Origin of the sequence: Parasphingorhabdus halotolerans, assembly GCF_012516475.1 — a bacterium.
In the GTDB taxonomy this organism is placed as follows: Bacteria; Pseudomonadota; Alphaproteobacteria; order Sphingomonadales; family Sphingomonadaceae; genus Parasphingorhabdus; species Parasphingorhabdus halotolerans.
The window spans coordinates 86,091-98,964 of the sequence record NZ_CP051217.1; the positions used below are offsets into that span (position 1 = coordinate 86,091).

Sequence of the window (12,874 nt, forward strand, 5' to 3'; positions counted from 1 at the left end):
GCAATGCGCGGGGTGCAACTTGGCCATCATCAGGAGAATTTCATGCGATTGGCAGTATTAACGGGCGGCGGCGATGTGCCGGGGCTTAATCCATGTATTCGCTCCATTGCGATGTCCGCCTATCAGCGCGGCTGGGATGTCATTGGCCTGATGCGCGGCTGGGAAGGGGTGCTTGAGGTTGATCCAAGCGATCCATGGTCGCTGGAAAATGCAGCGATGGTCCTGGACAAAGATCGCGTGCGCGGGATTGACCGACAGGGCGGGACGATATTGCACAGCTCTCGCTGCGACCCCCGCACAACCTCAGAAGGCGATCAAACACAAAAAGTACTGGATACGTTAGATGCGTTGAAAGTAGACGCGCTGATTACCATGGGCGGAGATGGCACGTTGCGTTTTTCTGCCCATCTGGCGAGTCTTGGTCGCAATGTTATTTCTATCCCCAAGACGATGGATAATGATGTCTTTGGAACCGATTATTGCATCGGTTTTTCGACTGCTATCACTCGTTCGGTGGAAGCGATAAATTCTTTGCGGACGACCGCTGCCAGTCATGAACGTATTGCCGTGATTGAGCTTTTCGGTCGGCGATCGGGTGAAACCGCTTTGCTCTCAGGCTTCCTCTCGCAAGCGGACCGCACCGTGATTGCAGAAGTGCCAGCCGATATTGATGTGCTGCTGCCGCTACTTCTCAAAGACAAGCAGGACAATCCGGAAAGCTATGCGCTGTGCATCGTATCGGAAGGAGCAAAGCTCTCGGGGACTGCCGGATTTGAAGATGAAATAAATAAATCAAATACAAATCGCGAAGGGCTGAATATTGGCACGCAGCTGGCGCGCGAGATTGAGGCGCGCTCGCCGGAAAAAACAATTGTGCAAGAACTCGCCTATTTGATGCGCGCTGGTGAACCGGACGCAATGGACCGGATGGTTGGCTTTGCCTTTGGAGCGCTGGCTGTCCAGCTGATTGAGGAAGGGCGGTCCTCGAACATGGTTTGCCTAACCGATGGCAATTACGGCGTCGTGCCGATTGATACATTGCTGCAAGATACCAAAGGCGTAAATGTTTCAGGCCTCTATGACGCCAATCAATATCGCGCGAATTTACTGCAAGTCGAAGGCATGCCAATGTTTCTTTATTGAACGGGAGTGTAACTTATCTGCTAGCCTCGCGAATGGTTCCGAAAAGGAGGCCTTGACGATGACGACCAACGCAGCGGCGGTGCAACCAACATTACAGGAAGAGAGGCTCTCGCCATTTTTCCGTATCACGATGCGGGTTTGGGTGAAGACTTATCGCTCGATCATATCCCTGATCAATCCATTTTTCGATCTGCTCGTACGCTTGCTCGTTACCCAGGCAATTTTCCGGTCTGGTATCGTAAAATTATCTGATTGGGATACGGCACTGAATTTGGCGCGGCTTGAATATCCGGTCAGCTGGATGGCTCCCGGGACTGCCGCAGTGATTGGGGTACTCATTGAAGTGATCGCACCGATATTGCTGCTTTTTGGACTCTTCACGCGCGGTGCCGCGCTGGCCATTTTGTCGCTGCTAGCGATCAGCCAGATCGAATATCTTGCGGTTGATCTTAATCTTTGGTTGATCGCCATCCTTGGCTGGTACGTGCTGCGCGGGGCAGGCGCGTTTTCCTTTGATCGTGCCTTGGCGGCGGGATTGGGCGGCAGTGCTTTGCCCTTTGCCCGGTCAGTCACGTTATTTTGCCAGTTTTTGACAGAGAAGCTGGCTCCCTTGTGGTTTCTCGCTATCCGCCTGTGGCTGGCTGCTACCCTACTCATTGCTGTCGCTATGATCAGTGCAGGCGGGTCGGAAGTGTTCCTCCCGATCAAAAGCTTTGCTGGCATTCATCCGGGACTTGCTGTGATTTTGGCTGTGCTTTTGATCGCCGGATTTCTCGTTCCGGTTTCCAGCATATTGCTGATCGTTGCGCTCAGTACATTGGCAGTCATGGGGTTGCACCCCGATTTGACATTATATCCGATGCTGCTTTTTGGTTTTCTGTTCATCTTCGGCGGAGGCTTTATGGCCATTGATAGCGTTATATCGCGTTGGCTGGAAACCAATATATTATTTGACCGCAAATATGATGATGTTCCTGATCATTGGCCACATATTGTGGTTGTCGGCGCAGGTTTTGGTGGTCTGGCTTGCGTCAATAAGCTCAAAAACCTGCCAGTGCGGATCACCCTGATTGACCGGCATAATTATCACCTTTTTCAACCGTTGTTGTATCAAATCGCGACCGCCGCATTATCGCCAGCCGATGTTGCGACTCCAATCCGGGGGTTGTTTCGCAGCGACGGCAATGTCCGCGTTGTTCTGGGACAAGTGAGCGGCGTTGACAGCAACGCAAAAACGCTGACCTATGGACAAAACCAAGTAGAATATGACTATCTCGTTCTGGCGACTGGTGCATCGCACAGTTATTTTGGCAAAGACGAATGGGCACCGTTTGCTCCTGGACTGAAGACCATCGAAGACGGTGTTTCTGTCCGCGCGCATGTGTTGGGGGCTTTTGAAAGAGCGGAGTCGACGAACGACACCGAGCGGGTAAAGCGGCTTTTGACCTTTGTAATTGTCGGTGCCGGGCCGACCGGAGTAGAATTGGCTGGCGCAATAGCGGAACTGGCGCACCAAGGCTTGAAGGATGAATTCAGTCGGATCAATCCGGCTGAGGCAGAGATAATATTGGTGCAATCGGGGGATCGCATTTTACCCGCGTTCCCGGAAGAATTGTCAGCTCATGCGGCAAAATCGCTGGAAAATCTGGGTGTCGATATTCGGCTGAATTCGCGCGTTACCAACATAACCAGCGATCATGTAAACATCGGCGATGATCAGGAAATCGCGACAGAAACTGTGCTGTGGGCGGCTGGTGTCGTCGCCTCTCCCGCCGGAAAATGGCTCGATGCCGAAACCGACCGGGCTGGGCGGGTTGCTGTGGACGAACATTTGCGCGTCAAAGGCTATCAGAATGTTTTTGCGATTGGCGATACAGCGGGCAGTAATGGCTGGAACGGCGATCCGGTACCGGGCCTCGCTCCCGCGGCAAAACAAGCCGGTGCTTATGTCGCTAGTTATATCGAGGCACAGTTGGTTACAGGCCCGCAGTTGAAGCCATTTGCCTATAGGCACCAAGGCAGCCTCGCCACCATCGGGCGCAAAAGTGCAGTGGCTGATTTCGGTTTCATGAAATTGCATGGTGCAATAGCCTGGTGGTTATGGGGTGCGGTGCACGTCGGTTTTCTCTCCGGCACACGCAACCGGATTTCAGTGCTGGTCAACTGGATATGGTCGTATTTTACGCTGCAACTTGGCATAAGGTTGATCACTGGCAGGGACAGCGGAGCCTGATCAGCGGACTACATCAGACCCTTTGATCGAAAACTCGTATGCCCATCTTTGCCAATGATGATATGATCATGCACTGCGATGCCCAGTTTGCGCCCGGCATCGCAAATATCTTTGGTGACTGCGATATCCTGTCGGCTGGGTGAGCTATCACCGCTGGGGTGGTTATGGACCAATATGATCGCAGCGGAACCCAGCTCCAAAGCGCGTCGGATAACCTCGCGGGTGTAGATGGCGGCTTGATCAATCGACCCTTCGCTGACAAGCTCATCCCGGATCAGCTGGTTTTTGGTGTTCAAGTGCAACACCCGCACCCGTTCGTGGACAAGATGAGCCATATCGGCGCGCAGATAATCGAGCAGCGCTTGCCAGCTTGTCAAAATCGGCTGATCGCGGACAGGCTCGGAAAGCAATCTGAGCGCTGCAACCTGGACGATTTTTATTGCGGCTGCGCTGGTTTCACCCATGCCTTTAACATTCTTGAGGGTTTCGCCATCAGCGGTCAGCAGGCCCGGCAACCCGCCGAATTCCTCGACTAATTGTTTTGCAAGTGGCTTGGTGTCGCGGCGTGGAATGGCAAGCGCGAGAAGATATTCGATCAGTTCATGGTCCAGCAGGGCATCACCCCGGCCATTCAGCAATCGCTGCCGCAGGCGAGCACGATGGCCTTTGCCATGATGTTCTGTCGCTCCATTGAGGCCCCCGGGTTCCGCCATAAGCTTGGCTTAGCGTGGCTGGACCTTCGGACCAAAGTCAAGAAAGCAATATGTCCGAAAATGTCCAATCCGAACGCATAGCGGTAAAAACCTCGCCAATCGCGTAGTTGTACATTGCAACTTAAGGCAGACTTCTGCATTTCAACCCGGATGACCGAGGAAACAGCATTTGAACCGATAGGCAGCCGTTTCCGGCTCAGGTTCTTCCTGTACGTACTCATGTTTCTGTTGCTCGTCGGCTTTATCGTGCTCTGGTTCGGTCGTACGAGCATCGCGGATAGCTTTCTGCGCGACGAACTGGACAAGCTGGATGTTGAGGCCAGCTATGAAATTTCCGACATCGGTTTTAACAAACAGGTCATTCGCAATCTAGTAATCGGCGATCCTTCACGCCCCGATCTCACGGCGGAACTGGTCGAGGTCGGCAATTCGCTAACCCTGCAGGGAGCGGGCATAAATTGGGTGCGGGCGAGCGGCGTGAAGCTTTTCGGTCGGCTGGCCGATGGCAAGCTTTCCTTTGGCGAACTGGATAAGTTTACCGATCCGGAAGATGATAGCCCGCTTGCTTTGCCCGACATCTGGCTTGGCCTGAGCAATGCAAAGCTGAAGATAGATAGCGAATATGGCGCTATTGGAGTGTCGCTGAACGGTGAAGGCAATTTGCAGAACGGCTTTTCCGGTGAAATGGCTGCGATCAGCAAACAACTGGCGTTCGGCGGGTGCAGTCTCGCTGATCCCACCTATTTCGGCAAAGTCGCGATCAAGGGTAAGAAGCCCAAATTGCAGGGACCGCTGAGGTTGCCGCAGGTCCAATGCGCCGAGATGGATTTGTCTGCAGAAGATATGGCCGCGCGAATATCAGTGGAACTGGGATCGGATTTCGCCAGCTGGAACGGCAATGCCGGCTTGATCGGCGGGCCGGTTAAATATGTCGGTTATTCCACTCAGGAGCTGAAAACCACAGCGCGGTTCAAAGGCGATATGGCGCAAAGCAGCGGCGATATTGATTTGACTGCCAGCGGACTCCGTTCGCCCTATGGCGGCGCGGATATCGGGCGTTTTAGTGGACCGTTCAAGCTTGGTTATGGCGACGCGCAAATGACTGTCAGTTTCGAGGGATCGCCTAGCTTGCGCGCCGCGCGGCTAAATAGCGCGATGCTCGGGCAAGCCAGTTCAATTGCAGCATCAGCTGCTGGCTCGCCGGTCGGACCCGTTGCAGCCAAGCTTTCCGGAGCGGTGCAAGGGGCAGGGAAAGCCTTAGATATGTCTAGCGATATGCGGTTTGAAACCGGAGCCAAGGGGACAACACTTGCGCTCGACACCTTGGGTCTGCGTTCTCGTTCCGGGGCGGTTATGTCGCTCAGCAATCCGATGCTGCTCTCGTTCACACAAAAAAATATTCGCATGCTGGCTGATGGCAATATTCGCTTGCAGGGTGGAGGTTTTCCAACTGCGCTGCTCGTTCTCAACGATGGCAGCCTGTCTCGCGGCTTCTCCGGCCGTCTGGAAATGGCCAACTACGAAGCCGGTGCTTCCAGCTTGCGTATCCCGGCACTCAGCTTCTCTCCGGCGCGCCGTGGTGGAACCAATATCGATGGACGCTTCATGCTTTCGGGGCCGATTGCCGATGGGCAGATTACTGGCCTGCAAATGCCGATCAGCGGCAGTTTGGCTAGCAGCGGCAGATTTACGCTGTTTCGCCAATGCGTGGACCTGCAATTTGCCAGTCTTCGCGTGGCTTCGCTCACCGCTGGCCCAACGAAAACACGGCTTTGTCCGCAAGGTTTGGGCGGGATAGTGTCGAGCAGAGGCGGCGGCGTTAATATCGCGGCCGATGCGCCATCAATACGGCTCAATGGGGCTGTGGGTGGAACGCCGCTCTCGGTTTCCAGCGGCGCGCTTGGGTTCTCTCTCGCCAAGGGAATGATGGCGCGCAATGTTGCGGTGCGGCTCGGCGCGGTGGGCAGCCAGTCCGAATTTGATATCGCGCTGCTCGGCGCTGTTTTTGGGCGCAACATCACCGGAACGATTGCCGGTGCCAAAGGTAAGATCGCCAATGTGCCGTTACTGATGGAAGACATAGAAGCCCGGTGGCGTTATGCTGGCGGCGAGTTTCTGGCTGACGCGCAATTGAGAGTGCGCGATGAAAAGCAGGTTGAGCGGTTCCGGCCGGTGATCAGCAAAGATGTATTGTTGAAATTTGCCAACAGCGAGATTGTTGCAACCGGAACGCTTCAGGAGCCAACCACAGAGCGAGCCGTGGCGACCGTCGACATGGTCCACCGATTGGAAAACAACACGGGACAGGCTTTGTTAAACGTCAGCAGGTTGACTTTTGACAAGGATTTTCAGCCGGAACTATTGACCCCGCTCACACTCGGCGTGATCGCCAATGTCGATGGGTCGGTGACCGGTACGGGTCAAATCAACTGGGACAACAGTGAAGATGGCGTAAAAAGTACCGGCGTATTCCGTACGAACTCAATCAATCTCGCAGCGGCTTTCGGCCCTGTCACGGGATTATCCGGTGACATCAAATTCACTGATCTGTTGGGATTGGAAACTGGCCCGGGTCAGAAAGTCCTCATGGCGGAAGTGAACCCCGGCGTAGCGGTGTTCAATGGCTTTTTGAACTATCGCCTGTTGCCGGATTATAAAATGCAGATCGAGGGTGGCGAATGGCCGTTTGCCGGCGGTATGCTTTATCTGGAGCCAACGGTCATGGATATGGGCGAAGACAGGGAGAGACGGTTGGAGTTTACGGTCAAAGGCGTCGATGCGGCGCAGTTCCTGTCGCAGTTTGATTTTGAAAACCTTGCTGCGACGGGAGTCTTCGATGGCAAGCTGCCGATGGTTTTTGATCAGGACGGAGGCCGTGTTGTCGGGGGTATCTGGTGGCAAGAGAGGGCGGTGGTTCACTGGCTTATGTCGGAGAGCTTACCTACGAAGACATGGGTACCTTCGCGAACTTTGCTTTTAACGCTCTGAAATCTCTAAAATACCGTAATCTCACAATCGGCATGGATGGTGATATTGCGGGTGAAATCATCACTGAAGTCAAATTTTCAGGGCTGCAACAGGGCGATGATGCGTCCAAAAATTTCATCACCCGGCAGCTCGCGCGTATTCCGCTCGAATTTAACGTGCGTATTCAGGCACCCTTCATGCAGCTAATGAGCAGCGCAAAATCTTACTACGAGCCGGAAATACTGGTGGGACAGAATTTACCGGCGCTGCTGCGAGCTCAGGAAGCGCGGGCGAAAGAAGCAGTCAAGGAACTGAAAGATAATAATGAATAAGCTGTTCAGACGGGGGAAAGCGATAATGCGGCATAAGATAATCCAATTGACGGATCGGATGAACAATGCGATTCGTCGCAATATGAGGAGTTTAGCTGCTACTGGCCTGATATGGGGTGTGATGACGGCACTGACGGCTTGCGTACAAGTTTCTGCGCCAGACAAACCCATCGTGATCAACCTCAATATCAATATAAAGCAGGAAGTCGTGTATCGCCTTGATGGCGATGCAAAGGATTTAATCAAAGAGGAAGCGGATATTTTCTAATGTATGAGTTTATAAAGAAAAACACAGCTTTAAGCGCAATTGGCGCGCTAGCACTGGCTGCTATAGTTACCGCCCCGGTGCTTGCGCAACGTGATCCGGCTTATGAAGCGGCGCGCTCGTCTGGCGCGATTGGCGAGAAGCCTGATGGCTATCTTGGCTATGTCACTAGCCCGTCGGCATCGGTGAAAGCTCTGGTTGAAGATATTAATATTAAACGCAAGGCGGCCTATACCCGCAAGGCGCAGGAAACCAATTCAACGGTAGAGCAATTTGCTTTCACCTCGGGATGCAACCTGATCATGCGAACTGTGTCCGGCGAAAAATATCAGACACCTAGTGGCACTTGGAATACCCGCGACAGTTCCGCGCCGGTGCGGGATTCTCGCTGCCCTTGATCCCGACCAACAATTTGGGTGACGAATGTGAGTTTATGTAAAGGCGCGTTGGCTTGGCTAACGCGCCTTTTTCTTTGATATTTCTGCTTATTTTCCGCAATGCAGCATCGCTGTTGACTTGCGCGCTTTGCTTTCCTAAACGGACCGCGCCTTGGCGGGTCGGCCTGCTGTGATTTATGGCTCTTTTTCGTGGCTTTCGGGGCGCTGAAAGGGTGAAAATGGCAGCGAGCGAATCTGATCAGGATCCAATTGAAGAAGATGTGCGGGTTTCGTCGCTTGAAGAGCGGCTTGAGAAAGCACAAAACAGAGATCGGATCAGAACCGGGCACGCGAACAAAGGGCCGGATAAAAATTACCGGCTTGGCGCAAGAGTGCTGGGTTTATTGATTGGAGGCGTAGCCGGTGGTTTCATAGTCGGGTTCGGTTTGGACTCATGGCTCGGAACCACACCAATATTTCTATTGCTGTTTTTTTTCGTAGGAATTGGAACAGCATTTTGGAGTATTTACAGAATTTCGAGCCAGCCGGTGGGTGACATCGGCACGGCAATTTCGGACGAAGACGATCAGGGGTTAAGTTAGTGGCTGAAGAAGGCAAAATTGATCCAATGCACCAATTCGAGGTGCAGTCCATTTTTGACGGTTTCACGTTGTTTGGACAACAGATTAATTTCACCAATAGCGCGCTGTGGATGTTTATCGTCCTTGGCCTGATTTATGTGTTCATGCTCGGCGGAATGAAGCGCGAGCTCGTTCCTGGCCGCTGGCAGATGATGGTTGAGGGCCTCACTGGTTTTATCGACAATATGATTGCTTCCAGCATCGGTCCTGAAGGCAAAAAATATAAACCTTGGGTGTTTACAATTTTCATGTTCATCCTGTTTGCGAACTTGCTGGGGATGATGCCATTTGGAATATTGCCGGGTGTTCATCCGTTTACGGTGACAAGCCAATTCACAGTAACTGGCGTATTGGCAGTTATCAGCTTCTCCATCGTTCTCATTGTAGGTCTCTGGAAACACAAACTTAAGTTCTTCAGCCTGTTTGTTCCTCACGGCACGCCAATATATATGCTGCCGTTGATTATTCCGATTGAAATCGTGTCTTTCATGGTGCGACCGTTCAGCCTTGCGTTGCGGTTGTTCGTTGCGATGATTGCCGGCCACATTCTTATCAAAGTGTTCGCAAACTTTGTTATCCAAGGCATTGACGTCGGCGGCAGCGGCATTGCCATTGCGCTTCTCAGTTTCGTTTTCATTGTGTTCGTGAGCACATTGGAACTGTTAGTATGCGCGATTCAAGCCTATGTTTTTGCGCTACTTACATCGCTCTACATCAACGATGCGGTCAATCTTCACTAAACTATCTTTCAACAACGACTTTAAACTACGGAGTTAATTATGGATCTCTCATCTGCACAAGTTATCGGCGCTGGCCTGGCTGCAATCGGCGTTGGCGCTGCTGCAACCGGTGTTGGTAATGTTTTCGGTTCCTTCCTTGAAGGCGCTTTGCGTAACCCATCAGCGGCCGACGGCCAGCAGGGACGTTTGTTCATCGGCTTTGCGGCTGCTGAATTGCTCGGCCTGATCGCGTTTGCTGTCGCCATGATCATTCTTTACGCACCACCAGCAGCTTAATTTTCGCTGATATATTTTGGGGCGCGTTGGCCAATGCTGGCTCGCCCCAAAAACTCGACATTGCGTTTTGGATTTTAAGGTGAATTATGCCTCAAATTAGTCAGCTCATGGAAGTCTATGGCAGTCAGTTTTTCTGGCTGCTTGTGGTGATTGGTATCATCTATTTCGGTATTGCCCGGAATATGTTGCCGAAAATCAGCAAAACTGTGGATGACCGCCAAAACCGCATCACCAATGATCTGGCGGCTGCGCAAGAGGCGCAGGACCGTGCGGAACAGATCGAAGAAGATTATCGCAAGAGTATCAATGATGCACGCGCTGATGCTGTTGGAACTGTCGCGGCTGCGAAGGCAGAAGCGGCGAAAAAAAACGAAGCTGCGGTGAAAAAGGCTGATACTGCCATCGCCAAAACGGCTGATGAAGCGGACGCGGCTTTGAAAGCGGCTACGTCAAAGGCTCTGACCGAAATTGAAGCGGTTGCGGCGGAGGCGGCTCAGGATATTGTCGCAAGAGTGTCTGGTGCGAAAGTCACTGCGGCGGCAGCCAAAAAGGCGGTTAAGGCCGCTTTCTGAGCGCCTGCTGAAGGAGATAGAAAATGATTATATCGATTTTGGCAGAAGGCGCGGAAGCTTCCGCATTGGGCCTGAACGCAACCAACTGGGTAGCATTATCCATGCTGGTTGTTTTTGGCATCATGCTGTGGATGAAAGTTCCAAAAATCTTAGGTGGCATGCTCGATAAGCAGATCGCCGAGATCAAGCAGACACTCGATGAGGCTGAAAACCTGCGCAAAGAAGCGGAGTCGCTGAAAGCGGAATATGAAGCGAAGACGGCAGGCGCGCAGGCTGAGGTCGAAGCGCTGATGACAAGCGCTGAAAAAGAAGCGGGCGCATTGGTTGAGCAGGCGAAAGTGGACACCAAAGCATTGGTCGCGCGTCGTCAGAAAATGGCAGAAGAGAAAATCGGCGCGGCGGAACGCTCGGCGATTGCTTCGGTTCGTGCCAAAGCGGCTTCTGCAGCAACGATGGCAGCAGAAGCTTTGATCGCCGCAAATCATGATGCGTCTGCCGATAAGAAGCTCGTCGATCAAGCTATTGGCGATATCGGCAAAGTGCTGAACTGATAAATTTTCCGGTTGTCTCGCGCTTATTCGAGACTCATTAGTCGTCTTCCCAAATCTCCCGGCTTTGAACGCGAAAAATGTAGTGGTGGATTTGACTATCCAGCCAGCCTAAAACCGTATCATGTCCAAAGCCGACCGTCCCGATCAACCCAATGCCGATTCTCGGTTTAACGAGGAGAAAGCGACTTATGCGGTGCGTGGCGCAGAGGCCCCTGATCTTGAAACCGGTATGGCGGCAATCCGCGAAACTCTGAACACTCTTCCCGCTAGGCCGGGGGTGTACCGGATGCAGGATAGTCGCGGCGATGTGCTGTACGTTGGCAAGGCAAAATCACTGAAAAACCGCGTTGGCTCCTATGTTCAAATGGCGCGGTTGCCGCAACGATTGCTCAGGATGGTTGCGCAGACGCGTTCCATGACGATTGTGACAACAGGGAGCGAGGCAGAGGCGCTGTTGCTCGAAGCGCAACTCATCAAGAAATTTCGTCCTGCCTACAACGTGCTGCTGCGAGACGATAAAAGCTTTCCGTTTATTTTACTGCGTGAGGATCACGATTTTCCGCGTATCCAGAAACATCGCGGCGCGCAGCGGGTGAAGGGAAAATATTTTGGGCCATTTGCGAGTGCGGGGTCGGTGAACCAGACGCTCAACGCGCTGCAAAAGCTGTTTCTTCTGCGTTCGTGCACGGACAGTTTTTTTAACAATCGTTCACGACCGTGTTTGCTCTATCAAATCAAACGCTGCTCCGCGCCCTGCGTCGACCGGATCGGTAAGCAGGAATATGCCGAACTGGTTGAAGATTCGCGCAATTTTCTCACCGGAAAATCGACCGAAGTACAGCAGAAGCTCGGCGCGCAGATGGAGAAGGCAGCCGACGATCTCGATTTTGAAATGGCAGCCCTATACCGCGACCGCCTCAAAGCTCTGACATTTATTCAGGGCAATCAGGCGATAAACGCTGCCGGGCTGCCCGACGCCGACATTTTCGGGCTAGCAGCGAAAGGCTCGACAGTCTGTATTCAGGCATTTTTTATTCGTGGTGGACAGAATTGGGGCCATCGCAGCTTCTTTCCGGCGCATACGACCAACGTAGAGATCGAGGAAGTATTCTCCAGTTTCCTGATGCAATTTTATGACCGGATGCCTCCGCCCAAATTGGTGCTGCTGGACCGCGAACTGCCTGATGATGATTTGCTTGCGGAAGCTTTGAGCACCAAAGCGGAATATAAAGTGAGCGTGTCCAAGCCCCAGCGCGGGGACCGGGTGAAGCTGCTCAAGCAGGCCAGTCGCAATGCCGAGGAGGCGCTGGACCGGCGTCTCGCTGAATCCTCTACCCAGGCCAAGATCATGCGCGAGATGGTGGACTTGCTGGAACTGGACGCTGTGCCTGATCGCATTGAAATATACGATAATTCGCATATTCAAGGTACAAATATGGTTGGTGGTATGGTCGTCGCGGGGCCGGAAGGTTTCCGCAAAAGCGCTTATCGTAAATTCAACATTAAAAACCCGGACACTGCGCCCGGCGATGACTTCGCGATGATGCGCGAAGTGCTCGAACGTCGCTTTGCCCGCGCGCAGAAGGAAGACCCGGACCGTGAAAAGGGCGAATGGCCGGATCTGGTTTTGATCGATGGCGGAAAAGGCCAGATGAGTGCGGCGCGCGATGCGCTGGCCGAAATCGGCGTGGAAGACGTGCTGATGATCGGCGTCTCGAAAGGCCCGGATCGCAATGCTGGTCGCGAGACATTTCACCTGGCCGATGGGCGTGAACTGAATTTGCCTATGAACAGCCCGGTGTTGTTTTATCTCCAACGCTTGCGCGATGAAGCGCACCGCTTTGCTATTGGTGCGCACCGAACCAAGCGCGCCAAATCTATCGGGCACAGTTCGCTGGATGATGTTCCGGGCATTGGCCCCGCAAGAAAGCGCGCGATGTTGCTGCATTTCGGCACGGCGGCGGCCGTGAAAAATGCTTCGCTGGAAGATTTGCAAGGAGCGCCCGGCGTCTCGGCCACGGTGGCCCAAAAAGTTTATGACTATTTCCATGTTTAGGCCCAGCA

General features: G+C 53.1%; 11 protein-coding genes and 1 pseudogene. 11 read left to right on the forward strand and 1 reads right to left on the reverse strand.

The genetic code is table 11. The features are described from left to right. Positions 1–42: 42 nt before the first annotated feature. Together HF685_RS00475 and HF685_RS00480 are read left to right on the forward strand one after the other, a co-directional pair. Positions 43–1,143: a 6-phosphofructokinase gene (locus HF685_RS00475; RefSeq protein WP_168817641.1), complete on the forward strand. Its 1,101-nt coding sequence runs from the start codon at positions 43–45 to the stop codon at positions 1,141–1,143. A gap of 58 nt (positions 1,144–1,201) precedes the next feature. Continuing rightward, positions 1,202–3,376: an FAD-dependent oxidoreductase gene (locus HF685_RS00480; RefSeq protein ID WP_168817643.1), complete on the forward strand. Its 2,175-nt coding sequence runs from the start codon at positions 1,202–1,204 to the stop codon at positions 3,374–3,376. An 8-nt stretch (positions 3,377–3,384) separates the two neighbouring features. On the opposite strand, the gene radC is transcribed toward HF685_RS00480, so the two are convergent. Next, positions 3,385–4,089 (reverse strand): RadC family protein, encoded by a 705-nt coding sequence (gene radC / locus HF685_RS00485; RefSeq protein ID WP_168817645.1) that lies wholly within the window; start codon positions 4,087–4,089, stop codon positions 3,385–3,387. Between the two features lie 219 nt (positions 4,090–4,308). On the opposite strand from radC, the pseudogene HF685_RS16770 reads away from it, so the two are divergent. The 9 genes and pseudogenes from HF685_RS16770 (at position 4,309) to uvrC (ending at position 12,866) form a co-directional block, all read left to right on the forward strand. Beyond that, a pseudogene (locus tag HF685_RS16770) lies at positions 4,309–7,388 on the forward strand (intermembrane phospholipid transport protein YdbH family protein). A gap of 58 nt (positions 7,389–7,446) precedes the next feature. After that, positions 7,447–7,656, forward strand: a complete 210-nt coding sequence (locus tag HF685_RS00500) for a YnbE family lipoprotein (protein ID WP_246218676.1) — start codon at positions 7,447–7,449, stop codon at positions 7,654–7,656. Beyond that, on the forward strand, positions 7,656–8,051 hold the full coding sequence (locus HF685_RS00505) for a YdbL family probable chaperone protein (RefSeq protein WP_168817651.1): 396 nt from the start codon (positions 7,656–7,658) through the stop codon (positions 8,049–8,051). Before HF685_RS00500 ends, HF685_RS00505 begins: the two co-directional genes overlap by 1 nt. A 218-nt stretch (positions 8,052–8,269) precedes the next feature. Further along, positions 8,270–8,632, forward strand: coding sequence for an AtpZ/AtpI family protein (locus HF685_RS00510; protein ID WP_168821067.1), 363 nt, complete (start codon positions 8,270–8,272; stop codon positions 8,630–8,632). 26 nt (positions 8,633–8,658) lie between these two features. After that, positions 8,659–9,411: a F0F1 ATP synthase subunit A gene (locus HF685_RS00515; protein WP_168821069.1), complete on the forward strand. Its 753-nt coding sequence runs from the start codon at positions 8,659–8,661 to the stop codon at positions 9,409–9,411. A 39-nt stretch (positions 9,412–9,450) separates the two neighbouring features. Further along, positions 9,451–9,687 carry a F0F1 ATP synthase subunit C gene (locus HF685_RS00520; protein WP_074205680.1) on the forward strand — a complete coding sequence of 79 codons (237 nt, stop codon included), beginning with the start codon at positions 9,451–9,453 and terminating at the stop codon, positions 9,685–9,687. 86 nt (positions 9,688–9,773) lie between these two features. Then, positions 9,774–10,259 (forward strand): F0F1 ATP synthase subunit B family protein, encoded by a 486-nt coding sequence (locus tag HF685_RS00525; protein ID WP_168817653.1) that lies wholly within the window; start codon positions 9,774–9,776, stop codon positions 10,257–10,259. Between the two features lie 23 nt (positions 10,260–10,282). Then, a complete protein-coding gene (locus tag HF685_RS00530) occupies positions 10,283–10,810 on the forward strand; it encodes a F0F1 ATP synthase subunit B family protein (RefSeq protein WP_168817655.1) in 528 nt (175 codons plus the stop codon). Between the two features lie 121 nt (positions 10,811–10,931). Then, positions 10,932–12,866 (forward strand): excinuclease ABC subunit UvrC, encoded by a 1,935-nt coding sequence (gene uvrC / locus HF685_RS00535; RefSeq protein ID WP_168817657.1) that lies wholly within the window; start codon positions 10,932–10,934, stop codon positions 12,864–12,866. Positions 12,867–12,874: the final 8 nt, after the last annotated feature.